Annotated in this window: 26 protein-coding genes; 8 read left to right on the top strand and 18 right to left on the bottom strand. The window is 70.7% G+C overall.

From position 1 onward, the window contains the following. Window positions 1-29 precede the first annotated feature (29 nt). From BLU02_RS10495 to BLU02_RS10475, 5 genes are read right to left on the bottom strand one after another with little or no spacing between them, the layout of a single operon-like run. The gene (locus tag BLU02_RS10495) at window positions 30-806 is read right to left on the bottom strand and encodes a DeoR/GlpR family DNA-binding transcription regulator (RefSeq protein ID WP_060923604.1); all 777 of its coding nucleotides are present in this window, start codon (window positions 804-806) and stop codon (window positions 30-32) included. Next, window positions 803-1,735, bottom strand: coding sequence for a class II fructose-bisphosphate aldolase (locus BLU02_RS10490; protein ID WP_060923605.1), 933 nt, complete (start codon window positions 1,733-1,735; stop codon window positions 803-805). The genes BLU02_RS10495 and BLU02_RS10490 overlap by 4 nt, the downstream gene beginning before the upstream one ends. Then, window positions 1,732-2,676, bottom strand: a complete 945-nt coding sequence (locus tag BLU02_RS10485) for a 1-phosphofructokinase family hexose kinase (protein ID WP_083370967.1) — start codon at window positions 2,674-2,676, stop codon at window positions 1,732-1,734. The genes BLU02_RS10490 and BLU02_RS10485 overlap by 4 nt, the downstream gene beginning before the upstream one ends. After that, window positions 2,673-3,665: an ROK family protein gene (locus tag BLU02_RS10480; RefSeq protein WP_083370966.1), complete on the bottom strand. Its 993-nt coding sequence runs from the start codon at window positions 3,663-3,665 to the stop codon at window positions 2,673-2,675. Before BLU02_RS10480 ends, BLU02_RS10485 begins: the two co-directional genes overlap by 4 nt. 25 nt (window positions 3,666-3,690) lie before the next feature. Then, window positions 3,691-4,590, bottom strand: a complete 900-nt coding sequence (locus BLU02_RS10475) for an SIS domain-containing protein (protein ID WP_060923389.1) — start codon at window positions 4,588-4,590, stop codon at window positions 3,691-3,693. Window positions 4,591-4,866: 276 nt separating this feature from the next. Here BLU02_RS10475 and BLU02_RS10470 point away from each other — a divergent pair, with 276 nt between their 5' ends. From BLU02_RS10470 to BLU02_RS10460, 3 genes are read left to right on the top strand one after another with little or no spacing between them, the layout of a single operon-like run. Continuing rightward, entirely contained in the window at window positions 4,867-6,114 is a 1,248-nt protein-coding gene (locus tag BLU02_RS10470; protein ID WP_231919550.1) for an extracellular solute-binding protein, read from the top strand. Window positions 6,115-6,145: 31 nt separating this feature from the next. Continuing rightward, entirely contained in the window at window positions 6,146-7,117 is a 972-nt protein-coding gene (locus BLU02_RS10465) for a carbohydrate ABC transporter permease (protein ID WP_060923387.1), read from the top strand. Between the two features lie 2 nt (window positions 7,118-7,119). Then, window positions 7,120-8,046: a carbohydrate ABC transporter permease gene (locus BLU02_RS10460; protein ID WP_082750161.1), complete on the top strand. Its 927-nt coding sequence runs from the start codon at window positions 7,120-7,122 to the stop codon at window positions 8,044-8,046. Between the two features lie 116 nt (window positions 8,047-8,162). Here BLU02_RS10460 and BLU02_RS10455 read toward each other — a convergent pair whose 3' ends face one another. Further along, on the bottom strand, window positions 8,163-9,326 hold the full coding sequence (locus BLU02_RS10455) for an ROK family protein (protein WP_060923386.1): 1,164 nt from the start codon (window positions 9,324-9,326) through the stop codon (window positions 8,163-8,165). A gap of 122 nt (window positions 9,327-9,448) precedes the next feature. On the opposite strand from BLU02_RS10455, the gene BLU02_RS10450 reads away from it, so the two are divergent. The 4 genes from BLU02_RS10450 to BLU02_RS10435 all read left to right on the top strand — a co-directional run bounded on the left by BLU02_RS10450 (window position 9,449) and on the right by BLU02_RS10435 (window position 13,560). After that, window positions 9,449-10,546 carry an ROK family transcriptional regulator gene (locus tag BLU02_RS10450; RefSeq protein ID WP_083370965.1) on the top strand — a complete coding sequence of 366 codons (1,098 nt, stop codon included), beginning with the start codon at window positions 9,449-9,451 and terminating at the stop codon, window positions 10,544-10,546. Window positions 10,547-10,650: 104 nt separating this feature from the next. Beyond that, window positions 10,651-11,244, top strand: coding sequence for a short chain dehydrogenase (locus BLU02_RS10445; protein ID WP_083370964.1), 594 nt, complete (start codon window positions 10,651-10,653; stop codon window positions 11,242-11,244). Beyond that, window positions 11,244-11,786, top strand: a complete 543-nt coding sequence (locus tag BLU02_RS10440; RefSeq protein WP_060922330.1) for a GNAT family N-acetyltransferase — start codon at window positions 11,244-11,246, stop codon at window positions 11,784-11,786. The genes BLU02_RS10445 and BLU02_RS10440 overlap by 1 nt, the downstream gene beginning before the upstream one ends. Before the next feature lie 67 nt (window positions 11,787-11,853). Further along, window positions 11,854-13,560 carry a long-chain-fatty-acid--CoA ligase gene (locus tag BLU02_RS10435; protein ID WP_060922332.1) on the top strand — a complete coding sequence of 569 codons (1,707 nt, stop codon included), beginning with the start codon at window positions 11,854-11,856 and terminating at the stop codon, window positions 13,558-13,560. Between the two features lie 9 nt (window positions 13,561-13,569). Here BLU02_RS10435 and BLU02_RS10430 read toward each other — a convergent pair whose 3' ends face one another. Next, the gene (locus tag BLU02_RS10430; protein WP_025104206.1) at window positions 13,570-13,869 is read right to left on the bottom strand and encodes a chorismate mutase; all 300 of its coding nucleotides are present in this window, start codon (window positions 13,867-13,869) and stop codon (window positions 13,570-13,572) included. Window positions 13,870-13,931: 62 nt separating this feature from the next. Between BLU02_RS10430 and BLU02_RS10425 the strand changes: the two genes are divergently transcribed. After that, window positions 13,932-15,158 carry an AI-2E family transporter gene (locus BLU02_RS10425; protein ID WP_060922329.1) on the top strand — a complete coding sequence of 409 codons (1,227 nt, stop codon included), beginning with the start codon at window positions 13,932-13,934 and terminating at the stop codon, window positions 15,156-15,158. Window positions 15,159-15,323: 165 nt separating this feature from the next. Here BLU02_RS10425 and BLU02_RS10420 read toward each other — a convergent pair whose 3' ends face one another. From BLU02_RS10420 to BLU02_RS10370, 11 genes are all read right to left on the bottom strand, one after another. Further along, window positions 15,324-16,244, bottom strand: coding sequence for an ABC transporter substrate-binding protein (locus BLU02_RS10420; RefSeq protein ID WP_060922328.1), 921 nt, complete (start codon window positions 16,242-16,244; stop codon window positions 15,324-15,326). A 34-nt stretch (window positions 16,245-16,278) separates the two neighbouring features. Then, window positions 16,279-16,998: an ABC transporter permease gene (locus BLU02_RS10415; RefSeq protein WP_060922327.1), complete on the bottom strand. Its 720-nt coding sequence runs from the start codon at window positions 16,996-16,998 to the stop codon at window positions 16,279-16,281. Further along, entirely contained in the window at window positions 16,995-17,678 is a 684-nt protein-coding gene (locus BLU02_RS10410) for an ABC transporter permease (protein ID WP_025104210.1), read from the bottom strand. The genes BLU02_RS10415 and BLU02_RS10410 overlap by 4 nt, the downstream gene beginning before the upstream one ends. Continuing rightward, window positions 17,675-18,535: an ABC transporter ATP-binding protein gene (locus BLU02_RS10405; protein ID WP_060922326.1), complete on the bottom strand. Its 861-nt coding sequence runs from the start codon at window positions 18,533-18,535 to the stop codon at window positions 17,675-17,677. The genes BLU02_RS10410 and BLU02_RS10405 overlap by 4 nt, the downstream gene beginning before the upstream one ends. Window positions 18,536-18,587: 52 nt before the next feature. Next, window positions 18,588-18,890, bottom strand: a complete 303-nt coding sequence (locus BLU02_RS10400) for a DUF427 domain-containing protein (protein ID WP_060922325.1) — start codon at window positions 18,888-18,890, stop codon at window positions 18,588-18,590. Between the two features lie 135 nt (window positions 18,891-19,025). Next, a complete protein-coding gene (locus BLU02_RS10395) occupies window positions 19,026-20,462 on the bottom strand; it encodes a dihydrolipoyl dehydrogenase family protein (protein ID WP_060922324.1) in 1,437 nt (478 codons plus the stop codon). A gap of 179 nt (window positions 20,463-20,641) precedes the next feature. Beyond that, on the bottom strand, window positions 20,642-21,220 hold the full coding sequence (locus BLU02_RS10390) for a biotin transporter BioY (protein ID WP_060922323.1): 579 nt from the start codon (window positions 21,218-21,220) through the stop codon (window positions 20,642-20,644). A 75-nt stretch (window positions 21,221-21,295) separates the two neighbouring features. Continuing rightward, the gene (locus tag BLU02_RS10385) at window positions 21,296-22,684 is read right to left on the bottom strand and encodes an MFS transporter (RefSeq protein WP_060922322.1); all 1,389 of its coding nucleotides are present in this window, start codon (window positions 22,682-22,684) and stop codon (window positions 21,296-21,298) included. 69 nt (window positions 22,685-22,753) lie between these two features. After that, complete coding sequence (locus BLU02_RS10380; RefSeq protein WP_060922321.1) at window positions 22,754-23,857, bottom strand: lactonase family protein; 1,104 nt, start codon at window positions 23,855-23,857, stop codon at window positions 22,754-22,756. A 5-nt stretch (window positions 23,858-23,862) separates the two neighbouring features. Continuing rightward, complete coding sequence (locus tag BLU02_RS10375) at window positions 23,863-25,149, bottom strand: adenylosuccinate synthase (RefSeq protein WP_060922320.1); 1,287 nt, start codon at window positions 25,147-25,149, stop codon at window positions 23,863-23,865. A gap of 481 nt (window positions 25,150-25,630) precedes the next feature. After that, a complete protein-coding gene (locus BLU02_RS10370) occupies window positions 25,631-26,770 on the bottom strand; it encodes a hypothetical protein (protein WP_060922319.1) in 1,140 nt (379 codons plus the stop codon). Between the last annotated feature and the right edge of the window lie 135 nt (window positions 26,771-26,905).

The following is a 26,905-nucleotide window of genomic DNA, read 5'->3' as shown; positions in this document are numbered from 1 at the left end:
TCGGGGCGTCCGCGTGCGGCCGGAGGGCCTCAGGCGAGGAGGACGGAGTACCCCGCGGCACGCAGCGCGTCGACAGCGGCCTGGTCGGCTCCTCGATCGGTGATGACCGTGGCGAAGAGCTCCGGCCCGCCGACGGTGGAGAAGGCCTCGGCCCCGAGCTTGCTGCCGTCGGTCACGACGACGGCCCGCCGCGCGCGCTCCGCCATCATCCGGTTCACCGCCGCCTCGCGCTCGTCCTGCGTGGTCGCCCCGGCTGCCGCGTCCATCCCGTTCACGCCGATGAACGCGAGGTCCAGCCGCACCCCGCGGAGCAGCTGCTCGACGAACGGGCCGACGAGCTCGTAGGTGCGCGAGTGGATGACCCCGCCCGTGACGACCACCTTGATCTCCGGCCGGGTCGCGAGCTGGGCGGCGATGTTCACGGCATTGGTGACCACCGTGATCCCGCCCTCCGCCGCCAGATCCTCGCGGGCGGCGAGCGCGGCCGCGATGGCCGTGGTCGTCGTGCCTCCGGAGAGCCCGACCACCATGCCGGGGGTGACGAGCCCCGCCGCGGTCTGCGCGATGCTCTCCTTCTCGTGCGTGCGGAGATGGCTCTTGTAGCGGAGGGGCAGTTCGTAGGCGACGGTCTGGGCCACGGCACCGCCGTGCGTGCGGGTGAGCAGCCGCTGCTCGGCGAGGGAGTCGAGGTCGCGGCGGGTGGTGGCCGGGGAGGCCCCGAACCGCTCCACCAGCTCCTCCACCGTGACCTCTCCGTCCGCCGCGAGGAGGTCGAGGATCGCGTGCAGTCGGGCCGCGCGCTTCACCGGTCGTCGTTTCGCGTCGAGGTCGCAGCCGTGCCCGGAACCTCTGCGACCGGAGCGGGATTCTCCGACGGCAGCAGGGCGAACAGTCGCAGCATCCGGGCGGCTTCGTCCGCGAGGGCGGCGCGTGCGGGAGCGAGGTACTTGCGGGAGTCGACGAGACGCTCGTCGGCGGCGAGCACCTCGCGGACCGCCCGCGTGAAGAAGCCGTTGAGATGGGTGGAGACGTTGACCTTCGTCATCCCGGCGCGCACGGCATCGGCGATCACGGCGTCGGCCACCCCGGACGAGCCGTGCAGCACGAGGGGCACATCCGTCCCGTCGGCGGCGGCACCACGCAGGGCCGCACGCAGGCGGGCGATGAGGTCGAGGTCGAGGGAGGCGGTGCGGTCGGTCATGGCGTGCGAAGACCCCACGGCCACGGCGAGGGCGTCCACACCGGTGGCGGCCACGAACGCCCGCGCCTCGCCCGGATCGGTGCGGACACCGGGGGCGTGGGCGCCGTCCTTCCCGCCCACCTCGCCGAGCTCGCCCTCCACGTACACCCCCGCCGCGCGGGCCCGGGCGGCGACCTCGGCTGTCAGCGCCACGTTCTCGTCGTAGGGCAGCGCGCCGCCGTCGAACATCACCGAGCCGAACCCGAGGGACACGGCTTCGTCCACGAGCTCCGGTCGCTCCGCGTGGTCGAGGTGCACCGCCACCGGGGTCTCCGCGCGTCGTGCCGCGGCGAGCGTCGAGAGGGCGATCGGCTCCAGACCGCCGTGGTAGTCGGCGCAGTTCTGCGAGATCTGCAGGATCACGGGGAGCTGTGCGAGCGCGGAGGCTCGGACGAGGCCCTCTGCGGTCTCCAGATGGATGACGTTGAACGCGCCGATGCCGGTGCCGGCGGTGGCAGCCGCGGAGACGAGCTCCCGAGCGGAGACGAGGGTCACGAAGGGTCCTTCCGGAAGGAGGCGGGGTCGGGGCGGGAGACGCGGAGCCGCTCCTCGAGCGCGCGCCAGCGGGGGGAGATGTCGCCGGCGAGCGGCATGAGGACGGCGGCTGCCGACCACGCGGTCGCGCGACGGAGGATGACCTCGGGGTTGCGCTCGCCCTCCGCGGTGAGCACGGCGCAGGCCGCGACCGCGGCGTCTCCGGCGCCGGTCGGGTTGCCGGAGAGCGGCTCGTCGAGTCGGGCGTGCAGGAGATCGGTCGGGGTGACCGCGAGCATGCCGTCGGCCCCGAGCGACAGGAGCACGAGCTCGGCGCCCCGGGCCAGCAGCGACCGCGCGCCCTCGACGGGGTCGCTGATGCCGGTGGCCTCGGCGAGCTCGGCGGCGTTGGGCTTGAGCACGGCGGCGCCGGCGTCGGCGGCGCGCAGGAGGGCCGGGCCGGAGGTGTCCACGATCACGGGGACGCGGGCGTCCGCACCCACCGCGACGAGCATCGGCACGAGCGAATCCGGCGCTCCCGGCGGAAGGCTCCCGGAGACGACGAGGACCCCGGCGCCGGGAAGCCGGTCGACGATCTCCGCGAGGAGCCCGCCCCACTCGGCATCGGTGGGGTTCACCCCTCGCTCGTTGACGATCGTGGTGTCGCCCGCGGCCTCGTCGACGAGGGCGATGCTGCGACGCGTGTCGGCCGCGACGGGCACGAGCACATGGGGCACGCCGCTGGCCGTGAGCTCCGCGGCGAACTCCGCGCCGACCGGACCGCCGGCCGTGGTCAGCGCGAGGACGGACGCCCCCTCGGCGTGTGCGACCCTGGCGACGTTGAGGCCCTTGCCGCCGCCGCGGGACGCTCCGGTCTCGGCGCGGTGCGTCCCGCCGGCGACGAGACGGTCAACCTGCCACGTGAGGTCGAGCGCGGGGTTCGGGGTGACGGTGAGGATCATGCGAGCTCCCTGGCGCGAAGGGCGGCGCCGATCAGTCCCGCGTTGCCGGACAGCTCGGCCGGGACGAGTGCGGGGAGGCGGTGGAAGCTGAGGCGGGCGGCGAGGCGGGACCGCAGCTCGTCGAAGAGCGCGCCGCCCGCCCGCGACAGTCCGCCGCCGATCACCACGGCCTCGGGGGCGACCACGGCGGTCAGCTGCGCGAGCGACAGGGTGAGCGCGTCCAGCGCCGAGTCCCAGATGTCGGCGGCGACCCGGTCCCCGGCGGCCGCTCGGGCGATGACGTCCTTGGCGCCGTCCGGCGCCGTGCCCGTCGCCTCCCGGTAGCGGCGCGCGATGGCTCCCGCCGAGGCCACGGCCTCCAGACAGCCACGGGCACCGCACGGGCACACCGGTCCGTCGGCGATCGGGGAGTGCCCGATCTCACCGGCATAGCCCCCGGCCGTGTAGGGGCGGCCGCCGACGAGCAGGGCCCCGGCGATCCCGGTGCCGATCACGAGGATCACCGCGTCGTCGTAGGCCCGCGCGCCGCCCAGCTCGTGCTCGGCCCAGCTCGCGGCACGCACGTCGTGGTCGAACGCGACGGGGAGGCCGAGACGCTCCGCGGCGAGCGCGCGCAGCGGCGCGTCCCGCCAGCCCATGTTGCTCGCGAACACGCCGATCCCTGCCGCGGCGTCGACGATCCCCGGCACCACGAGCCCGGCGGCGCGGGGCACCACGTCGGGATGCTCGTCGCGGAGCTGCGCGGCGAGCACCTGCAGCCGGTCGAGCAGCGCGGGGGTGCGGTCGCCGTCGGCCGTGGGAGTCGGCGTGCGGCGGAGGCCGAGCGCCCGTCCTTCCGCGTCGAACAGTGCCGACTTGATGTCCGTCCCGCCGACGTCGAAGGCCAGGACCGGCGACCCGGCGCCGAGCGTGCGCACCGCGGCGAGCTTCTCGCCGGCCTCGTCCCTCGCGACGTCGGGGATGGCGTCCGCGGCGTCGTTCGGGGTCATCGCTCGGCTCCGGGGATCGCTGGCGTCATGCATCCAGGATGACGGATCGCGTGAGGTTGCGCGGCTGGTCGGGGTCGAGCCCACGGGCCACGGCACGGTCGAGGGCTGTGCGGTGCAAGCGCACGAGGTCGGCGAGCGGGTCGATCGCGCGGTGCTCGAAACGGGCGCCCGTGGCGCGCACCTCCGCGGCCAGTCCTTCTGGTGCCTCTCCGAACTGCCACGTCACCCGGCCCGGCGCGGCGATGGCGATCGGACCGTGGCGGTAGTCCATCGACGGGTACGCCTCGGTCCACGACTGCGACGACTCGCGCAGCTTCAGGGCGGCCTCGTGGGCCAGGCCGATCGTCCAGCCCCGCCCGAGGAACGTGTACTGCTCGGCGTCGCGCAGCTCGGTGTCGTCGCCCTCCTCGGCGAGCACGGCCGTGGCGTCGGCGATGGCCCCGGAGAGGTCCTCGCCCAGCGACGCCCGGAAGAGAGCGAGCGCGGTCGTGGCGAAGCGCGTCTGCACCACCGACTGCTCGTCGGCGAACGGCAGCAGCACGGCGTCGTCGACGAGCGAGACGAGCGGGGAGTCGGGGTCGCCGATCACGCCGATCGTGCGGGTGCGCCCCTTGATGCGGTCGACGAGTTCCAGCACCTCGGTCGTGGTGCCGGAACGGGTGAGGGCGACGACCGCGTCGTAGCCACGGTCGATGAAGGCCTCGGACGCCGCGAACGCATCGGTCTCGCCGTGACCGGACGACTCGCGCAGCGCGGCGTACGACTGGGCCATGAACCACGAGGTGCCGCAGCCGACGACCGCGACCCGTGCCCCGCGAGCCGGCAGCAGCGCCTGCTCGGCGGTGAGCTCGGCGGCGGTGGCCCACATCTGCGGCTGGGAGCGGAGCTCTTCGCGCATGTGCGCGCCGGGCAGCGAATCGGTCATGATGAGGCCTTTCGGACGAGTTGTTGCGTACTTGTGATTGTTTCGAGCTTGATCCGATCATAGTATTTCGTCCCAAGAGAGCAACATCTTGATTTGTTTGTTTGCCTGACAAATAATCGGGACGAGTTCCCCCGAGCCCCCGCTCGGACGATCGCGACCACCTCGGCGGCGTGATCATCACGCACCGTCGCGTGGAGTGTTCTGCGACTGTGCACCACCCCCCTCTCCGGAGAGCGGATCCCGCCCGCTGGAGCAGCACCCACAGTGAGGAATGCAATGCCCATGAACAAGTCACGGCGATACGGGGCCGCAGCGGTCGCGGCCGTCGCCACGCTGTCGCTCGCATCCTGCGGTTTCGGTGGATCGGGAGGAGACAGCGGCGGCGACGACGCCAGCACGCTCGACCTGCTCGTCCCCAGCTACTCCGACGCCACGAAGGGCCTCTGGGAAGACGTCATCGACGGTTTCACGAAGGACAACCCCGACATCAAAGTCAACCTCGAGGTGCAGTCGTGGGACAACCTCGAGAAGGTCATCTCCACGAAGGTCCAGGCGGGCGAGGCGCCCGACATCTACAACGGCGGCCCTTTCGCGGGCTTCGTCGAGGACGAGCTGCTCTACCCGGTCGAGGAGGTCGTGTCCGACGACGTCTACTCCGACTTCCAGGACTCCTTCCTCGCCAACGCCGAGGTCGATGGCACGGCCTACGCCCTGCCGATGATCGCCTCCGCGCGTGCCCTGTTCGTCAACAACGAGCTCCTGTCCCGGGCAGGCGTCGAGGCGCCGACCGACTGGGACTCCCTGCTCGACGCGGCGACCAAGGTGTCCGGGCTCGGCGGCGGTGTCGCGGGCTACGGCATGCCGCTCGGCTCGGAGGAGGCGCAGGCCGAGGCCGCCGTGTGGCTCTGGGGCGGCGGTGGATCCTTCGGCGACGCGTCGGAGATCACCATCGACACCCCGGAGAACCTCGTCGGCGCCGAGCAGATCAAGAAGATGATCGACGCCGGGGCGACCCAGGCCGACCCCGGCTCCACGCAGCGCTCCCCGCTGATGGACATCTTCATCCAGGGCAAGATCGGCATGCAGGTCGGCCTGCCGCCGACGGTCGGCCAGATCGCCGACAACAACCCGGACCTCGACTACTCGATCGTGCCGATCCCGACCAAGGACGGCTCGCCGTTCACCCTCGGCGTCATGGACCAGCTCATGGCGTTCGAGAACGACGGCGACAAGCAGGAGGCGATCACGAAGTTCCTCGACTACTTCTACTCGCCCGAGGTCTACGTGCCGTGGGTGCAGGCGGAGGGCTTCCTCCCCGTCACGAAGTCCGGCGCCGAGGAGCTGTCCGGCGAGGAGGCCCTCAAGCCGTTCCTCGACGTGCTGCCCGACGCGCAGTTCTACCCGTCGACCAACCCGAAGTGGTCGGCAGCGGACGGCGCCTTCAAGTCGCTGTTCGGACAGATCCAGGATCAGCCGGCGGCGGACGTGCTGAAGCAGATCCAGGACCAGGTGGACGCGGGCTGACCCGCGGAACGGAGAGGTTCGGGAATCCCCCATGAGCCAGACGACAGAATCCTCGAACCTCGCGGGGGCGGCCACCGGCCGCCCCCGCACCCCGGACGCCGGGACGGCCGTGCGCGGTCGCCCCGGCGGGCGGGACCTCCTCCAAGCGCTGCCGTGGATCGCCCCCGCGCTGGTGCTCATCATCGGCGTGGTGCTGTTCCCCGCCGGTGTCATGTTCTTCAACTCCACCCGCGACATCTCGCTCTCGGGCCTGGACAAGGGCTCGGTCGGCTTCGACAACTTCGTGACCGTCTTCACGTTCCCGGAGTTCTGGCCGATCTTCGTCCGCACGATCGTCTGGGTCGTGTCGGTGGTGCTGTTCACGGTCGTGATCTCGCTCGGCCTCGCGCAGATCCTCAACAAGGCGTTCCCGGGGCGCCAGCTCGTGCGGATGGCGGTCATCGTGCCGTGGGCCGCGTCCGTGGTGATGACCACGATGGTCTTCTACTACAGCCTCGAGCCGTACTTCGGGGTCTTCAACAAGTTCCTCTACGACATCGGGCTCTCCGACGACGCGGTGGGCTACGGCTGGACGAAGAACCCGACGACGGCGTTCGCGTGGTCGATCGTCATCGCGGTGTTCGTGTCGCTGCCCTTCACGACCTACACGATCCTCGCCGGGCTCCAGGCGGTCCCCGCCGACGCGATCGAGGCCGCGAAGATGGACGGCGCCGGGGCCGCCCGCACCTACTGGTCGATCGTCCTGCCGCAGCTGCGCAGCGCCCTCGCCGTGGCGATCCTCATCAACATCATCAACGTCTTCAACTCGCTGCCGATCCTCAAGGTGATGACCGGGTCGATCCCGGGCTACGGCGCCGACACGATCATGACGCTCATCTTCAAGTACATCGAGCTGCAGAAGAAGGTCGACGTCGCGAGCGCCCTGTCGGTCGTGGCCTTCCTCATCGTGATCGCGATCGTCGCGGCCTACGTCAAGATCGTCAAGCCCATGAAGGAGGTCTGATCATGACCGTGACCGAGACCGCCCTCGTGACCACCGCCGACTCCCGCGGACGACGCACCCCGCCCATCCCCGGCCGCCGGCGCCGCTACACCGCGGATCAGGTGTCGCTGCCCCGCGTGATCCTGCGCACCGCCGCCGGGTTCCTCGTGCTCGCGATCTTCGTGCTGCCGTACCTCATCATGTTCTTCGGATCGGTGAAGACGAAGGCGCAGATCCGCTCGGTCGACCCGACCTACCTCCCGGTGGAGTGGCACTGGGAGAACTACCTCACGATGTGGTCGACGCCCGAGACGCCGCTGCCGTACAACCTCGTCTCGACCATCGTCATCTCCGTGTTCGCGACGCTCCTGGTGCTGCTCGTGTCGCTCCCCGCGGCGTACTACACGGCCCGGTTCCGCTTCCCCGGCCGCATGGTGTTCCTGTTCCTCGTGATCGTGACGCAGATGCTGCAGCCGGCGGTGCTCACGTCGGGTCTGTTCCGGCAGTTCACCGTCCTCGGCCTCGGCGACACCTGGACCGCCATGATCTTCATCAACGCGGCCTTCAACCTGTCGTTCGCCGTGTGGATCATGCACTCGTTCTTCGCCGGCATCCCGAAGGAGGTCGACGAGGCGGCGCAGATCGACGGCGCCGGACGCCTCACGGTCCTGTTCCGGATCAACCTCCCGCTCGTCTGGCCGGGCATCGTCACCGCGATCGTGTTCACGTTCGTGGCCTGCTGGAACGAGTTCGCCGCTTCGCTGGTGATCCTGTCGACGGACAAGAACCAGCCGCTGTCGGTCGCCCTCACGAAGTTCGTCGGTCAGTACGAGACGAGCTGGCAGTACGTGTTCGGCGTCTCGATCGTGGCGATCCTGCCGGTCATCATCCTCTTCATGCTCATCGAGAAGCGCCTGGTGGGCGGCCTCACCGCCGGCAGCGTGAAGTAACCCAGTAACGCGTCCGGAACACCTGCACGACCGCGGCATGCGTGCAGGGGTTCCGGACGGGTCCGGTCGTGCACCCGTATCCGGGTCGTGCAGCCGGAACGTCGGGGACGGCGAGGTCAGGGGCGGGGGCCGCCGGCGCGGAGCTGGTCGGGACTCCACCGCACGCCGAGGACGGCGGTGAGGGCGGCCTGCGCGGTACCCGCGGACGGGGTGACACGCGGATCGGCATATCGGATGGGGACGTCGGCGGTGCCGCGGGCGGGATAGCCGCTCTCGGCGCGGACCCGCTCCAGGAACCGGGGGCCGAGCTCCGTCGCAGGACCGCCGATGACGACCTCGATGGGATCGAGCAGCGCCCCGATGAGTTTGATGGCGCGGGCCAACGCGCGGGCCCCATCGTCGATCAGTGCCTGATCCGCACGGGAGACGAGAGCGCGGACGGCCGGCACGTCCAGCGCGTCCGAGAACTCCTCCCCCAGCATCGGTCCCATCGCAGCCGCCGACTCCAGGCAGCCGCGACGGCCGCAACGACAGGGACGCGCGGCATCGCCGAAGACGACCTGCACGTGACCGATCTCCCCGGCCCGATCACGGGGCCCCGGCGCGAGCTCGCCGTCGAGGGTGACGGCGGCGCCGATGCCGCCTCCGCTGTGGATGAACAGCCGGTAGCCCGAGGGCGCGGCATCCAGCCCCGCCTCCGCGATGGCCTCGGCGTCGACGTCGTTGACGAGGAGGACCGGGACGCCGGTGATGCTCTCGAAGCGGTCCGCGAGCGGGACCTCGTGCCACTCCAGCTGCACGCTCTCCAGCACCGTGCGGCCGTCCGTCGTCCCCGGGACCTGCACACCGACCGCGAGCAGCCGTTCCCCGGAGGTCGCCACGACCTCCGCGACGGTCTCGTCCAGGACCCGGTCGCGCGTCTGCACGGTGTACGCGATGCTGCGGCGGGCGACCTCGGAGCCGTCGAGGGCGACGAGCGCCAGGTACGCACTGGTCGGCTGCACGACGAGCACGAGGATCAGATGATGCTCCGCGTCGATGCTGAGCGTGGTCGCGCGTTTGCCCCCCGTGCTCACCGCCTGCTCGCCCTCCGCGATGAGCCGGTGCTCGATGAGTTCCGCGACGAGGGACGATGCGGTCGCCGCTGTCAGGCCGGTCGCCCGCGCGATCCCTGCGCGCGTCTGCGAACCGGACGCCTGGAAGACGAGTTGGAGCGCCCGCCGCAGGTTCGCTCGCCGAACCGCCGCCTGGGTGTCCAGCGCGTCGTCGTGGGTGAACATCTGCGAGTTCCTTCTCGGGGCCGAGGTCCGTCGATTGACAGCGCGCGTACCGCTCCGTACGCTCGGTCCGTTAGTTTATTCATTGAACTTAGTCAGCCCGAGCGTCGATCGGGAGGAGCATCATGCGCTACCCCCAGATCCTAGAGCGCCCCGCCGATCGGGCACGAGCCGCGCAGGCGTCGTCCAACGGCCACGCTCGCGGCATCCGGGAACGCAACCGCGCCCTCGTCCTGCGCACGCTCATGGAGCAGTCGGCTCTCAGCCGCGCGGATCTCTCCCGGCTCACCGGCCTCGCCCGCCCCACCGTCTCCGACGTCGTGCGCGATCTGCTCGCCGACGGCGTGATCCGGGAGAGCGGACCCAGTCAGGAGTCCCGGCCGGGAAAGCCCGCCGTGATGCTCGAGTTCGACCAGCGGGCCGTGCAGGTCATCGCGCTCGACCTCTCCGTGCCCGGTGAGGTCATCGGGGCGCTGGCCTCGCCCGACGGCCGCCTCTCGCATCGCCTCCATCGGCCGCGTACCCCCGACGCCGCGGAAGCCGTCGCCGGTCTCGTCGCGGAACTGCGCAGCCTCACCGACGGGCCCGCGCTCGGGATCGGCATCGGTGTGCCCACCGGCTCCTCCGCGCTGCTCGGTCTCGGACCGCGACTCGCGGAGATCCTCGACGCCCCCGTGCACCTCTTCGACGACGCTGATCTCGTGGCCGACGCCGAGCAGCGGTTCGGTGCCGTCGGCACCGACTTCCTCCTCGTCCGCCTCGGGACCCGCATCGGCACCGCGATCCGCGTCGTCGGCGACGACGGCGCCCCGGTCGAACGATCCATCGGCGCCCGTGAGCTCGCGCACGTCGGTGCGGGTGGCGACCCCGGCGAGCTGTGCCTGTGCGGCCGCGACGGCTGCGTCCATGCGTGGGCCGCGGCTCCCGCGATCGCCCGGCGCCTGGAGACCCCGGGCGCAGACCACGCGACGGTGCTCACCGCCGCCGGCGCCCGGCTCGGCACGTCGCTCTCGGTCATCGCCGCCGCCGTCGACCTGCCCACGATCGTCCTCAGCGGTCCGGACGGGATCGTCTCCCCGGAGTTCGTGGACGCGACGGCCGCCGCGGTCCGTGCCGCCTCGCACCCCTCGCTCGGACCGGCCGTGGTGCCGAGCGCGCTCGACGACGCCGTCCTGCTGGGCGCGGCGACCCGCGTGGTGGCCGCCGAGTTCAGCCCGCGCTGACGGACGCGCCCGTCATCCGTCCTCTCCCGCCCGGAAGGGATGGGAGACTCGATCCCGCGGGGCGGCGACCCGTCGCCTCGGTCCGTCCTGGGAGAGGAATCCGCATGAAGGCACTCGTGATCGGCGCGACCGGCAGCATCGGCGGGGTCGTCGCCGCCACCCTCGACGTTCGCGGACACGAGGTCGTGCGGGCGTCCCGCTCCGGCGAGCAGAGCGTGGACGTGACCGACCCCGCCTCCATCCGCAGCCTCTTCGAGCGGGTCGGCCCGGTCGACGCCGTCGTGGTCGCCGTGGGCTCCGTGCCCTTCAAGCCGCTAACCGATCTCGACCGCGACGACTATCTGTCCGCCTTCACCGGGAAGACCCTCGCGCAGCTCGACGTCGTGCGGATCGCCCTCGACCACGTGACCGACGGCGGCTCCCTCACCCTCACCAGCGGCGTGCTCGCGCGAGAGCCGATCGCGTCGGGAGCGGCGGCGGCGATGGCCAACGGCGCCCTGGAGTCGTTCGTGATCACGGCGGCAGCCGAGGCCCCGCGGGGCATCCGCATCAACGCGGTCTCGCCCGACGTGCTGGCGAACTCCCCCGGGTACTTCTCGACCTTCCCCGGGCACCGCCCGGTCACCGACGACGAGGTCGGCCAGGCGTACGTGCGCGCGGTCGAGGGCATCGTCACGGGGCGGGTGCTCACCGTCTGATGGCGCTCTCCCTCACTCCCGTCCCCGCTCTGTCCACCGAGCGACTGGACCTCGTGCCGCTCGGACCCGAGCATCTCGACGGCACCTGGGCGGCGCTGCAGGAGCCCGAGGTGCTGCGGTTGACCGGCACCCACGCGCGCTTCACCCGCGAGGGCGTCGAGACCTGGCTCCGGTCGCTCGACGACCGGGACGACCGGGCGGATTGGGCGATCCTCCGTCGCGAAGACGGCGCGCACATCGGCGAGGTGGTCCTCAGCGACCTGGACGAGGACAATGGCTCGGCCGGTTTCCGCATTGCTCTCGCCGGCCCGCAATGGTTCGGCGCCGGATACGGGACGGAGGCGACGCGCGCGGTCATCCGTCACGCCTTCGACACCGTAGGACTGCACCGCGTGGAGCTCGAGGTGTACGCGTTCAACCCGCGGGCGCAGCGCGCCTACGAGAAGGCCGGGTTCATGGTCGAGGGCCGGCGCCGGGAGGCGCTGCGCTGGGACGGCGAATGGGTGGACGCGATCGTCATGGGCATACTCGCGGACGGGTGACTGCACGCCGAGCGGTGGTGAGCGCAAGGGGGAGGCGGAGCACAGGTCCATGTCGGAGGATGAGGGCATGACCGACGCGCCGCTGTCTTCCCGTCCCTGGCTCCGCTCCTATGCCGAGGGCGTGCCGGCCGACATCGACGAGCCGACGCAGACCCTGCCGCAGATGCTTGCCGCCGGCATCCGGCGGTACTCGCGTCGCCCCGCCCTCGAGTTCTTCGGCGCCGTCACGAGCTATCGGGAGCTCGGCGAGCAGATCGACCGCGCCGCGGAGGGACTCCGCCACCTCGGGGTCACGAAGGGCGACCGGGTGGCGCTGGTGCTGCCGAACTGCCCGCAGCACGTCGTCGCGTTCTACGCGGTCCTGCGTCTCGGCGCGATCGTCGTCGAGCACAACCCGCTATACACCGCGCGCGAGCTGCGGCATCAGTTCGAGGACCACGGGGCCCGCGTCGCGATCGTGTGGGACAAGGTCGCCGATACCGTCGCGGGGTTCCCCGACGATCTCCGGGTCGGCCACATCGTGAGCGTCGACCTCACGGCGGCGATGCCCCTGTCGAAGCGCCTCCTGCTGCGACTCCCCGTCCCGAAGGCCCGGGCATCGCGGGCGAAGCTGACCAGCACGCCACGCGCGCGCCACCTGACGCCGTGGAAGAAGCTCGTGTCGCACCGGCGGCTCCCCCGCCGCACCCCCGGGCCGTCGCTGGGCGACACCGCCGTCCTGCAGTACACGAGCGGGACGACCGGGCTCCCCAAGGGCGCCATCCTCACCCATGCGAACCTGCGGGCCAACGCGATGCAGGGGCGGGCCTGGGTGCCCGGACTCCGCAACGGCGAGGAGACGTTCTACGCCGTGCTGCCGCTCTTCCACGCCTACGGACTCACCCTGTGCCTCACGTTCGCGTTGAGCATCGGGGCGAAGGTGGTGCTGTTCCCGGCCTTCGATGTGAGCCTGGTCACAGACGCCGCCCGCACGAGCCCGCCGACCTTCCTCCCCGCGGTGCCGCCCATCTACGATCAGCTGGCCCGCGCGGCCGGACGCGGAACGGTGGACCTCTCCACGGTGCGGTTCGCGATCTCCGGGGCCATGAGCCTCCCCGTGGCGACGGTGCGACGCTGGGAGGAGGCCACCGGGGGACTGCTGGTCGAGGGGTACGGGATGACCGAGGCCTCCCCCGTCGCGCTCGGAAACCCGATGGGTCCGACGCGGCGCCCCGGTACCGTCGGCGTCCCGTTCCCGAGCACGGAGATCCGTGTCGTCGACCCCGACGACCCCGATGTCGACGTACCCACGGGTGAGCCCGGCGAACTGCTGCTGCGCGGACCGCAGGTCTTCCAGGGGTACTGGGGGCGCCCCGGCGAGACGGCCGAGACCCTGTTGCCGAACGGCTGGCTCCGCACCGGCGACATCGCCGAGGTCTCTCCCGACGGGTTCGTCACCATTGTCGACCGCCGCAAGGAGCTCATCATCACCGGCGGCTTCAACGTCGCGCCCAGCGAGGTGGAGAGCGCGCTGGAGGCCCACCCCGACGTCGTCGCGGCCGCCGTCGTGGGGCTCCCTCGGGCGAGCGGCGGCGAGGAGGTCGCCGCCGCAGTGGTGCTCCGCGAGGGCGCGGCGGCGGACATGGACGCGCTCCGTGACTTCTGCCGCACCCACCTGACCGCCTACAAGGTGCCGCGCCGGATCACCGCCGTCGACGACCTCCCCCGGTCGCTCATCGGCAAGGTGCTGCGGCGCGAGGTGCGCGACCGGCTGCTCGCCGAGCGCGGGGCCTGACGCGCGGGCTCAGCGCCCCTCGGCGGCCTCGGTGTGGTGGCGGATGACCTCGGCCACGACGAAGTTGAACCACTTCTCCGCGAACTCCGGGTCGAGGTGGGCGTCCTCCGCGAGCGCGCGGAGCCGAGCGACCTGCTGCTCCTCGCGGTTCGGGTCGGACGGCGGCATCGCGTGCTCGGCCTTGAGGTGTCCCACCTGCTGTGTGGCGCGGAACCGCTCCGCGAGCAGGAAGATCAGGGCCGCGTCGATGTTGTCGATGCTCGCACGCAGCCGGAGCAGTTCGGCCTTCGGATCCTCAGCGGCAGTCATGCCCCTACTCTAGAGCCGCGGATCACCCGGCCTCCGACGAGGGGCACCGCTATCGTGTGCTCATGAGCAACGACCAGTCGCCGGCCTCCGCTCCGCATGACGGCCAGGGCGGTCCCGCCCCGGACTCCGTCCCCGCCCCCGTCGACGCCGCGCTGGTCGGTGCCGCGGTGGAGGCGCCAGACGCCGCCGCGAAGCCGTCCGTCCCCGTGGTGATCGAGCCGACCACGCCCAGTCGCTCATTCTGGACGCGGATCGATCGGCCGTTCGTCTTCGGGTTCCTCGTGACCCTCGGCGGTCTCGGGGCGATCGTGATCGGCAGCGCGCTCTACAGCCTCTCCACCGTCCTCATCTACATCGCTCTCGCCCTGTTCGCCGCGCTCGGTCTCGACCCGGCCGTCCGCTTCCTCGAGCGTCGCGGCATCTCCCGTGCGCTCTCCGTCGTCGTGACCATCCTCGCCCTCATCGTCGTCGTCGCCCTCGTCCTCTGGATGATCGTGCCCATCGTCGTGGATCAGATCGCCGGGTTCGTGAAGTCGGTTCCCGGCATGATCCAGGACTTCACGAAGTCCGACCTCTACGCCACCCTCGACGACCAGTTCGGCGACCAGTTCCAGGACCTCGTGTCGGAAGTGGAGGATTTCCTCTCGGACTTCAGCAATCTCGCGACGATCGGCGGCGGGGCGCTCCAGGTCGGCGCGTCCATCGCGAGCGGTATCTCGGGCGCGATCGTGGTGCTCGTGCTGACGCTGTACTTCCTCGCGACCCTGCCGGCCATGCGCCAGGGGCTGCTGCGCCTGGTCCCGGCCCGCGACCGCGGCCGCGCCGGCGACATCTCCCAGCAGATCACCGACTCCGTGGGCGGCTATGTGATGGGGATGGTCGTCCTGGCGTTCTGCAACGCGACTCTCGCCCTCATCCTCTACACCGTGCTGGGCTTGCCGTTCCCGCCGCTCATGGCCGCGATCGCCTTCTGCGTCACGCTCATCCCGCTCGTCGGCTCGGTGCTGTTCTGGATGATCGGCACCATCCTCGCGCTGTTCACGAACCCGATCGCCGCGCTGATCTTCGCCGCCGTCTACCTCGTCTACATGCAGATCGAGGCGTACGTGCTCACCCCCCGGGTCATGAACAAGGCGGTGGCCGTGCCGGGCTCGCTCGTCGTCATCGGCGCCCTCGCCGGCGGCACGCTCCTCGGGCTGCTCGGCGCCCTCGTGGCCGTGCCCGTCACCGCCTCGATCCTCATCATCGTCAAGCAGGTGGTCGTGCCGAAGCAGGACTCCCGCACCTGATCCCACCCCCGCCCAGGGCACAACTTCGGAGATCCGGGGCGACACACCGTCAGGCCGGGGTCCTCCGCGGCGTGTCGGGCGCGATCTCCGAAGCTGTGCACGCCGGCGGTCGAGGACGACGAAGCGCCCGCCCCCTGAGGGCCGGGCGCTTCGCGGGGAGACGATTCAGACGAGGTCGTTGTCCGTCAGCCACTGCTTCGCGATGTCCTCCGCCGACTTCTGGTCGACCGTGCTCTGCACGTTGAGGGCGACGAGCTCCTCGGCGGTCAGCTTGGCGCTGATGCCGTTGATGACGTCGGCGATCTCGTCGGCCACGTCGCTGGAAGCGATCGGGACGACGTTCGAGGCCAGGATGATGTTCTCCGGGTCTTCCAGCGCCACGATGTCCTCGGTCTGGAATGCCGGATCGGCCGAGTAGATGTCCGCGACCTGGATCTCGCCGGCGAGCAGCGACTCCAGCGTCGTGGGACCGGTAGCGGAGAACGCCAGGTCGACGCCGTAGACCTCCTTGGCCGCCGCGGGACCGTACGGACGCTGCTCGAACTCGGGAGCCGCGCCGATCGTGACCGGGGTGGTGACGTCTGCGAGGTCGGCGATCGAGGTGAGGTCGTTCTCCTCGGCGAAGCTCTTGAGCACCGTGTAGGTGTCCTGGTCGGAGGCCTCGGCGTAGTCCAGCGCGGTGAGGCCGTCCGGGAGCGCGTCTTTCAGGGCCGCGTAGACGTCGTCCGGGCTGGTGGCGGTCGCATCCTTGTCCAGGTACTCGAGCAGGTTGCCCGTGTACTCGGGGAACAGGTCGATCGCCCCGGACTCGACGTCCGGCATGTAGGCGTCGCGCTGGCCGATGCTGAACTGGCGGTCGACGTCGAAGTCGGCGGCCTCGAGCGCCTGCGCGTAGATCTCGGCGATGATCTCGTTCGAGTAGTAGGCCTGCGAGCCGATGACGATGGTGTCGCTGCCACCACCGTCGCCGGCGTCGTCGGTGGGCGCGTCCAGCGGGTTGCTGTTGGCGCAGCCGGAGAGGGCGAGGGCGGCGGCGAGCGCGACGCCGCCGGCAAGGGCGAGGCGGGACTTTCGTGCGGTGAACATGGACTTCCTCTTCTCTGGGGGACGATGCTGTGGTTCAGGCGGGGGCGGCCGCGGGGGCGGTCGCCCGAGCGCGGCGTCGTTGCGGACGGGTGCGCACACCGCGGGGCACCGCGGCGTGCTGGGCGAGCGCGAGCAGGAGGTCGACGAGGAGCGCGAGCACCGCGACGAGGATCGCGCCGCCGAGCACCTGGTCGAAGCGGCGGAGCGGGATGCCCTGGATGATCGGCCAGCCGAGGCCGCCGAGGTTCACGTAGGCCGCGATCGTCACCGTGGCGATGACCTGCAGCAGCGCCGAGCGGAGGCCGCCGACCAGCAGCGGCATGCCGAGCGGCACCTCGACCTTCCAGAACACCTGCCAGCCGGTCATCCCCATCGCCCGCGCGGCGTCGATGGTTCGGCGGTCGACCGCCTCCAGGCCCGTGTAGGCGCCGGCCAGCAGGGACGGGATCGCCAGGACGACGAAGGTGATGATCGCCGCGAGGGGCGTGCGCAGCACCCCGAGCAGGAGCACCAGCAGCACCATGAGGCCGAAGGACGGGATGGCGCGGGCCGCTCCGGAGACGGCGACCGCGATCTCCCGCCCTTTCCCGGTGTGCCCGATGAGCCAGCCGAGCGGTACGGCGATCACCGCGGCGATCAGCACGGAGATGACCGTGTAGAAGACATGCTGGCCGAACAGGACGGGGAGGGAGTACGTCCCGACCCAGCGGTCGGGTGAGAACAGCCAGGCGAAGGCCTCGGTGAACACGTTCATGCGGCCGTCCTCAGCGTGATCGTCCGCCGCGCAGCGGCAGGGGTGGCCGCCGCCCGCGTCCACGGCATGAGGGCCCGCCCGAGGAGGACCAGCAGGAGGTCGATGACCAGGGCGATGACGACGACGGCGACGATGCCGGTGAAGACCTCGGCGAGGATGCGGCGCTGGAGGCCGTTCGTGAACAGGTAGCCGAGGTTCGTGACGCCGACGAGGATGCCGACCGTCGCGAGCGAGATGGTGCTCACCGCCGCCACTCGGAGGCCCGCGAGGATGACCGGCCCGGCGAGCGGGAAGTCGACCGTCCAGAAGCGGCGGAACCCGCCGTAGCCCATCGCGACCGCCGACTGCCGGATCGCGGGGTCGACCGAGTCCAGGCCGTCGGATACCGCGCGGACGAGGATCGCGATCGCGTAGATCGTCAGGCCGATGACGAGGTTGGCCGGGCTGCGCGCCGGGTAGCCCGCCACCGACGGCAGCAGGATGAGGAGGGCGAGGGAGGGGATCGTGTAGAGCAGCCCGGTGAGGACGATGACCGGACCCTTCACGAGCTGATAGCGCCAGGCCACCCACCCCAGCGGGAGCGCCAGCACGAAACCGAGCACGATCGCGATCGCGCTCTGCTGCAGGTGCACCGCGGTGAGCTCGAGGATCAGCCCGAGGTTGTCGCCGACCCAGTTCACGGGGCCGCCCTCACCGTGTCGGCTTCGTCGACCGCGCCCTCCGGCGCGTCGACGATCGCTCCCTGCGTGCGCCCCTCGGAGTCGACGACGACGGTTCCCCGCGGAGTCTGCTTGAGGTGCAGCGCACGGCGGCCGCGGTCGGCTCCGATGAAGGACGAGACGAAGTCGTCGGCCGGGTTCTCGATGATCTCGCTCGGGCTGCCCACCTGCACGATCCGGGCGCCCTTGTCGAGGATGACGACCTGGTCGCCGAGGAGGAAGGCCTCGTCGATGTCGTGCGTGACGAACACGACCGTCTTGTCGAGCTCGTGCTGCAGCCGCAGGGTCTCCTGCTGGAGGTCGGCGCGCACGATGGGGTCGACCGCACCGAACGGCTCGTCCATGAGGAGGATGTTCGGGTCGGCGGCGAGTCCGCGGGCCACCCCGACGCGCTGCTGCTGACCACCCGACAACTGACTCGGATACCGCTCGGCGAGCGCCTGGTCGAGGCCGACGGTCGTGAGCAGCTCGCGAGCACGCTCATGCGCCTGCTTACGCTTCACCCCGTTCAGCCGCAGCACGGTGGCCACGTTGTCGATGACGGTGAAATGCGGCATGAGCCCGGAGTTCTGCATCACATAGCCGATGCGCCGGCGCAGGGCGACCGGGTCGCCCGACAGCACGCTCTCCCCGTCGATCTCGACCTCCCCCGACGTCGGCTCCACCATGCGGTTGATCATCCGGAGCAGGGTGGTCTTCCCGCAGCCGGACGATCCGACGAACACGGTGGTCTTGCGGGAGGGCAGCACGAGGCTGAAGTCGTCGACGGCGAGCGTCCCGTCGGGGAAGCGCTTCGTGACGTTGCGGAACTCGATCATGAGGGTGTCTCTCCGACGGTCGTGCGGACGTGCGGTCGTGCGTCGTGCGGGACTAGGCCGAGACCTCGACGCCCGGGGCGAAGGCGACGTAGCCGGAGAAGTCCTTGCCGACCCGGTCGAACGCCGACGGATACGGATGCGGATACGACCACGCGAGATCCTTGTGCAGCTCCCCGTCGACCTGGACGGAGTAGTACTGGCACTCGCCCTTCCACGGACACGTGTACGGGGTGGGGCTCTCGACGAGGGCGTCCGGCGCGACGGATGCCGGCGGGAAGTACCAGTTCCCCTCGATGCGGATGAGGTCGTCCTGGTCGGCCTCGGCGATGACGTTTCCTGCGAGTACAGCCTTCATGGTCCTGCCTCCTCGGATGTGGGTTCGAGCGTATAAGACGGGTGCGACATCCGGCACCGGGTTGCGCGCGGGGTCGTCAATCTGGGACACAATGCGCGTTCTGTTCGTCACGCGACCGGAATCGGATTGCCCGGATCAGGCCGAGTCGCGGCCGTAGCCCTCCAGCAGGCGCAACCAGATCTCGCTGATCGTGGGGTAGGAGGGCACGGCGTGCCAGAGTCGGGCGATCGGGACCTCACCGACGATCGCGATGGTCGCGGCCTGCACGAGCTCGGCGACCTCGGGGCCGACGAACGTCGCACCGACGACGACGTCGCGGTCGGTGTCGACGACCAGGCGCGCCTGCCCGGCGAAGCCATCCTCGTACAGGCTCGCGCCCGCCACCCACCCGAGGTCGTAGTCGACGACCCGGACGGCGGTGCCGGCGCCCTTCGCTGCCGCCTCGGTGAGGCCGACAGACCCGACCTCCGGGATCGAGAAGGTGACCTGGGGCACCGCGGCGTGGTCGGCCGTGGCGGCGTGACGCCCCCAGGGTGCGTCATCCACACTCTCGCCCTTCGCCCGCGCGACGATGACGTCACCCGCGGCACGCGCCTGGTACTTGCCCTGGTGGGTCAGCAGCACGCGGCCGTTGACGTCGCCCACGGCGTAGAGCCAGTCGTGCCCGGGGACACGGAGGGTGTCGTCGGTCTCGATCCAGCGGCCCGGCTCAAGGCCAGCCACGTCGAGCCCGATGTCGGCGCTGCGCGGAGAGCGCCCGGTCGCGACGAGCACCTCCGCCGCGGTCACCGTCTCCCCGTTGTCGAGGGTGATGGTCACCCGGTCCCCGTCGCGGTGCACCGCCGTCGTGCCGGTGTCGGTGCGGACGTCGACGCCGAGCTCACGCAGGCCGTCGGCCACGCGCTCTCCGGCGAAGGGCTCCATCCCGCCCAGCAGCCCGCTGCGCGCGAGCAGCGTCACCGACGAGCCGAGCGCGGCGTACGCGGTGGCCATCTCGACCGCGACCACGCCGCCACCGATGACCGCGAGACTGTCGGGCAGCTCCTCGGCGCTGGTCGCCTCGCGGCTCGTCCAGGGCGAGGCCTCCCGCAGGCCCTCGATCGGCGGGATCACAGCATCCGAACCGGTGCTGATGGCGACGGCATGACGCGCGCGCAGCACCCGGGTGCCGCCGTCCTGGTCGGTCACCGTGACCTCGCGCTCCCCGGTCAGCCGGCCGTGACCCCGGGCGAGGTCGATGTGGGCGGACTCCAGCCACTTCACCTGCCCGTCGTCGGACCAGTTGCTCGTGAAGGAGTCGCGGCGCTCGAACACGGCGCGCACATCGAGGGCCCCGGTCACGGCCTGCGCGGCGCCCGCGACGTGCTGCGCGGCACGGAGCGCCTGGGCCGAGCGGAGCAGCGCCTTCGACGGCATGCACGCCCAGTAGGAGCACTCCCCGCCGACGAGCTCGCTCTCCACGATGATCGCGGTGAGACCGCCCTGCACGGCACGGTCCGCCACGTTCTCCCCGACCGGACCACCGCCCAGCACGATGAGGTCGTATTCGTCGGTCTTGTCGGCAGCAGTCATGCTCGCCCCTCTCGTGGCCGCGGCGGTCCGTGGCCCAGTCTCGCTCATGAGGAACGTCGAGTCACGGGTGAGTTGTTCCCGTCCGCCGATATGCCCGTCCTTCGCGGTGTCGGATCCGGTTTCCGACCTTCCGGGTGCACGACGGGGAGTCGACGGGACGAGCAGGGGCGGCCCGAGGGTCAGGCGACGACGGAGGGGACGGTGCGGGGGTCCGCGAAGGCCCGGGGATAGGCGCGACGGAGGGCCATGACGATGAGGGTGGCTGCGGTCACCTTGATGAGGTCGCCGGGCAGGAAGGCCAAGGTCGAGAGGGCCGTGAGGTCGAGGGGGACGCCGGTGACGAGAGCCTGGACGGGGATGCCGAAGGCGTAGACGACGAGCACACCGCCGACGAAGGCCGCGAGCGCGGTACGCCACCAGGTCGGGCGACCGGTGCGCATCAGCAGTCCGATGACGACGACGCCCACGATCCAGCCGAGCAGGTACCCCGCCGTGGGGCCGACGAAGACCCCGAGACCTCCGCGCCCACCCGCGAGCACGGGGAGTCCGACCGCCGCGAGCAGGAGGACGAGGGCGACCGACCACGGTGCGACCCGCGGGCCGAGGACGAGACCGGCGAGCATGACGGCGAGCGTCTGTCCGGTGATGGGCACCCCGCCGGGCAGCGGGACGACGACCGTGCCGAGCACGATGATGAGCGCGGCGAAGACGGCGACGCGGCCGAGGGTCGCGGAGGTGTCGCGGGGGGTGGATGCCATCGGGTGTTCCTTCCTGAACGGTGTTCACCTGAACACCGTTCACCAGGGTAGAGGTGCCCGCACAGCCCGCGCAAATCACTCCGCAGCGGGCTCCGTGCTCCTTGTCCGCGGGGCGAGGACGGCCGCCGCCGCACCGATCACCGCGGCGAGCGCGAAGACTCCCGCGAACGCATCCACGCCGGCTACGGCCCCGAGCGTGACGAAGAGCGAGCCCGTGACGGCGAGGGCGAGCGCACTCCCGAAGGAGTCGGCCACGGTCATGGCTCCGCTGTTGAAGCCCTGTTCCGCCGGGGAGGACGTCGCGAGGACGAGCGCACTGGATCGCGGGCTCATCAACCCCATGCCCGCACCCGCAACGACCCAGGCGAGGGCGGCGAGCAGCGGGGCGGCCTGCGTGACCGTGATCACCAGGATCAGGGCGATCCCGACGACCACGAGGATCGTCCCCGCCCGCACCGCGGTCACGCTCGACAGGCGCTCGCCCATTCGCCCCTGGACAGTCGCCGCCGCCGACCAGGCCAGCGCACCCCCGGTCAGCGCGAGCCCGGCGAGGGTCGGCGACAGCAGGTACCGATCAGTGAGCAGGTACGGCAGGTAGATCTGCGCCCCGAAGAACGCCGCCGCCCCGAGACCACGGACGAGGATCACCGACGGCAGGCCCCGGCGGGCGACGAGCGCGCCCCGCGGAAGGAGCGGGCGCACCGCCGCGATCGCAATCACCACCGCGGCCGCCGACAGGAAGGGCCCGGCGACCGGGACCTCGCCCACGAGGTCGAGGGCGAGCACAGCGGCGGCGGCGAGCACCGACCACCCCAGCCGCCCGAAAGCCCACGGCGTGGTGGCGTCTCCGCTGCGCGCGAGCCCGCGGAGGGCCGGGACGACCATCAGCAGCGCGAGCACGACGAGCACCACGACCCCGAGGAAGACCCAGTGCCAGCTCCACACCTCCGTGACCGCACCCGCGATCGTCGGACCGATCAGGGAGGGGACGACCCACGCGGCGGCGAACCCGGCGAAGATCGCCGGATGCAGGGACGTCGGGTACACCCGGGCGACCACGACGTAGAGAGCCACCATGCGTCCGCCGTTGCCGAGACCCTGCGCGAAGCGTCCCGCGACGAGCACCTCCATGGTCGGCGCGAGCCCCGCGACGAGCAGCCCCACGGTGAACAGGGCGACGGAGGCGTACAGCGGCACCACGGGACCCCGCCGATCGGACCAGTTGCCGGCGACCACCATGCCGATCACGCTCGTCGCCAGCGGTCCGGCGAAGGCCAGCGCGTACAGCCGCTCGCCGTCGAGATCGGAGCTGACCGCCGGCATCACGGTGGTGACCGCCAGCGATTCGAAGGCGCCGAGGAACACGAGGGCGCACGCGCCGATCGTGATCCAGACGTACTCGCTGCCGAGGATGCGGGGCGGAGCGGGCGTGGACGGCGCGGTGCACCCGGTCTCGGTCGTCATGAGGACGACGCTAGAACCTCAAGAATGGTTGAGGTCAAGCCTCTAAAGAAGAGTACGACCGGCCCGGCGTCAGCGGAGCGGGAGGATGCTCGTCGGCGCGGGAGCCTGCGCCTCGTGCCGGATTCCGAGCGGGACCCCGGTGCGGTCGTCGAGGTCGAGCAGCGTGACGGTGTCGGAGCGCTGACCGGCGACGAGGAGCTTGCCCTGGTAGACGAGGTGGTGTCGCGGCCAGTCGACTCCGGAGTCGGCGAGCGCGACCGGTTCCAGGGCCTCACCGCTGCCGCGCACTCGCAGCGCCGCGATGGTGTTGCTGCCGCGGAGGGCGGTGTAGAGGAACTGGCCGTCCTTCGAGCGGGCGAGCTCGGCGGGGAAGTCCACGCCGATCTGCGCGATGGGGCTCGCCGGAGCCGAGGAGACGACGCCCCAGGTGCCGTCGGCGGCCGCCGCAAGTGTGAAGACCTCGCAGGAGTACTCGGTCACGACATGCAGGTGACCACTCGGATGCACGACCATGTGGCGCGGACCGGTGCCGCGCGGAAGCACGACCTCCTGATCGAGGACGAGCCCGGTGCCCTGCAGGCGCCAGAACCGGACGAGATCGAAGCCGAGGTCGGTCGTCGCCACGCGCCCGTCCGGCAGGAAGGCTGCGGCGTGCGCGTGCGACGCGCGGCCCGCGTCGCCGTACGGGTCGACCGCCGCGACGCCGTCCCCGGCGGGAGTCGCCGGTGCCGCATCCGGATCGCCGTCGCCGAACAGGGCGGCGCGCAGGGCCGCGGCGGCGTCCTCCTTGGCCGGCACGAGACGACCATCGGCGGCGAGTGCGAACCGGACGACCCGCCCGTCGCCGTAGCAACTGGCGACGAGCGTCTGGCCGTTCGGCGACACCGCGAGATGACAGACGCCGTCCCCCGTCGCCACCGGATCGCCGAGCGGCGTCAGCGCCAGCTCCCCGGTGCGCGCGAACGCCTGCACGGCGGCATCGCCCTCCAGCGCCGCGTACACGACGTCGAGGGACGGATGCGCCGCCAGCCACGACGGCGACGGCGTCTGCGTCACGGGCCCGCGGTAGGCCAGCGTCGTGGCCTCCCGACCCTCGTCGCCTGCCAGCACGCCGATCCCCTCGGCGGAGCCCTCCATCGCCGGGCCGTAGCCCCCGAGCCAGAACCGCGTCATGCCGGTCAGTCGAGCAGGTCGTGGCGCACGATCACCTGATCGCGCTCCGGACCGACGCCGATCACCGAGATGCGCGTGTTGCTCATCTCCTCCAGCGCGAGCACGTAGTCCTGCGCCGTCTGCGGAAGGTCCTCGAAGGTGCGCGCGGTCGAGATGTCCTCGCTCCACCCGGGGAAGTACTCCAGGATCGGCTTCGCGTGGTGGAAGTCGGTCTGGTTCACCGGCACCTCGTCGAACCGCTCCCCGTCCACGTCGTAGGCGACGCACACGGGGATCTTCTCCAGGCCCGTGAGGATGTCGAGCTTCGTGAGCACGAGGTCGGTGATGCCGTTGATGCGCGTGGCGTACCGGGTGATGGGGGCGTCGTACCAGCCCACGCGGCGGGGACGCCCGGTGGTGGTGCCGAACTCGAAGCCCTGCTTGCGCAGCCAGTCACCCTGCTCGTCGAACAGCTCGGTCGGAAACGGACCGGAGCCGACGCGGGTCGTGTAGGCCTTGACGATGCCCACGATGCGGTCGAGGGCGCCGGGGCCGACCCCGGAGCCGGTCGAGGCGCCACCGGCCGTGGCCGAGGACGAGGTGACGAACGGGTAGGTGCCGTGGTCGATGTCGAGCATCGTCGCCTGACCACCCTCGAACACGACGACCTCGCCGCGGCTCAGGGCCTGGTCGATGAGGTAGCCGGTGTCGGCGACCATCGGACGCAGACGCTCGGCGTAGGAGAGCAGGTCGTCGACGATCTCGTCGCAGGTGACGGCGCGGCGGTTGAAGACCTTCACCAGGAGGTGGTTCTTCTGATCGAGGGCGCCCTCGACCTTCTGGCGCAGGATGTTCTCGTCGAAGAGGTCCTGCACGCGGATGCCGACGCGGTTGATCTTGTCGGCGTAGGCCGGACCGATGCCGCGGCCGGTCGTGCCGATGTTGCGCTTGCCGAGGAAACGCTCGGTGACCTTGTCGAGCGTGCGGTGGTACTGGGTGATGATGTGCGCATTGGCGCTGACCTTGAGCCGCGAGACGTCGATGCCGCGGGCGGACAGGGCCTCCAGCTCGGAGAAGAGCACCTCGAGGTCGATGACCACGCCGTTGCCGATGACCGGGTTTACGCCCGGCGACAGGATGCCGGAGGGCAGCAGGTGCAGGGCGTACTTCTCATCGCCCACGACGACGGTGTGCCCGGCGTTGTTGCCGCCGTTGAACTTCACCACCCAGTCGGTGCGCTCACCGAGCAGATCGGTGGCCTTGCCCTTTCCTTCGTCGCCCCACTGCACGCCGACGATAACGATTCCTGGCATGGGTAACCCCCTGGATGATGCCTCTCGCCGGGATTCCACCGGCGGATGAGCTGGCCCGATCGGGCTCTCCCATCCTATCGGCAGGCCTCCGACAGCCCTCGGAAGCGCGATACGGGACGGAATACGCACCGGCCCGAGGCCCTGGAGGCGCGGTTTCGATCACGTATCAGGCGCTGGCGCGCGTTCGTCGACGAAGGCTCACCGAGGACCAGCACTTCCGCTCACGAGGAAGGGACTCGTAGCGATTCCGGCACGACCTTCGCCTGTGCGATCCCACGGGGACCGCCTGGTGTGGTGTGGACCGAGCCCACGAGATCGGGTGGCGGCCATGTGGTGCGGCGATCTTCGCCAACTCACGAGGGCTCACTCTCACGCTCCCGAAAACGTCAAGATCGTATGACACCTGTCTTCTCCCCTCGCACTGGCCAGGAAGCTTGCCCTCCGAGCGGCCCCACCGACGCTATCGTGCGAAAACTCGCGTTCACCGGACCTTGACGAAGTAGTCCAATGACAGGAGCGCGACGGGCATCTCGCTCGCGCGAGCCGTCGATTTGCGGGGATTGTCAGGATCCGCCTGAACAGGAACGAACTCGGAGGGGACCCAGGCCCCCGGCTCCGTCCATGAAGCGCTGACGCTCGTCGCGGGCATGTTCGAGCGATAGACCATGCCGCCGCTCAGCTCGCGATGCGCACCCGCGGTCAGATGCGGGCGGACAAGGTCGGCGTACTCCGTGGAGAACCAGCTCAGCCACGGAGGGCTCTGCGGCAGCCCCGGCCACTCACCCCATTGCGGCAGCGCCATCGTCGGTGAGAAGCGGGACTGCGTGACCTCGGCGTACGAGAAGAAGCTGCTCGAACGCCGTGCCAACTCGATGAAGAAGCTCTCGAAGGCACTGACGAACCGAGGCTTGGAGAGCGCCGCCGCGTCGAAGACGAGCCGGACGCGCTGCTGTTCAGCGATGGACTGATCGGACCACCCACTGACAAATCCCGAGATGAGCGGCTTCCGCCCTCGGAGGACCAGTCTGCTGCGGTCACCATCCTCTCGGTAGATGCGGTCGACCCCTTCCGCCCCCTCCGCTGCGAGCTTTCCTCGTAGTGGCTCGCTGAACCCGAACACGGTGGGCAGTGCGGCCGGAAGATGCTCCTTCGCCGACTCGAGATACATCTGGGCAAACGAAGGGCTTTCCTCGTCGAAGCGCCGGAACCACTCGACGTGCAGGAACTTCTCGCGGCTGGGCCCGGTCCTCCGTGACACGTATCGAGGGTCGGACGTCTCCTCCACGACGACCTGTGGGTCGTGCACGACCCCTCCCACCACCCCGGCAAGCTCATCCGCGAAACGCAGCGCGTGTCCGATATGCGGCTGCGCAGAACCTTCGACGACGACTGCGTACCGGAAGCGCACGTTGTCGGGGAGACCGGTGGGAACACTGTCCATGTCTTCGCCGCCGACGTCGTGGGGCCCGTCGACGATGAAGCAGTACTCCCCTGAATCATGAGTGAAGGCCTGAACGAGCCCCTCGCCAGCGATCTCGCTCGCTGTGACTGAACTCGTCCCGGTCTGCACCTCGGACGGTGCGAGCCGGAGCTTTCCATACACTTCGATGTCGTACGACATGACTACCTCCGGCGGGTCCGTGGCCTTCGTGACGCCATCTCGACCATCATTGCCGAAGCTTGTCCGCCGGGGAAGCGCGATACGGGACGGAATCTGCTCCTCCCGGGGTCGCCGGAGGCACGGTTTCGATCCCAC

Origin of the sequence: Microbacterium paraoxydans (assembly GCF_900105335.1) — a bacterium.
Classification (GTDB): domain Bacteria; phylum Actinomycetota; class Actinomycetes; order Actinomycetales; family Microbacteriaceae; genus Microbacterium; species Microbacterium paraoxydans.
Note: the sequence above shows the minus strand (reverse complement) of the source record. Positions and strands in the feature narration are given on the sequence as shown.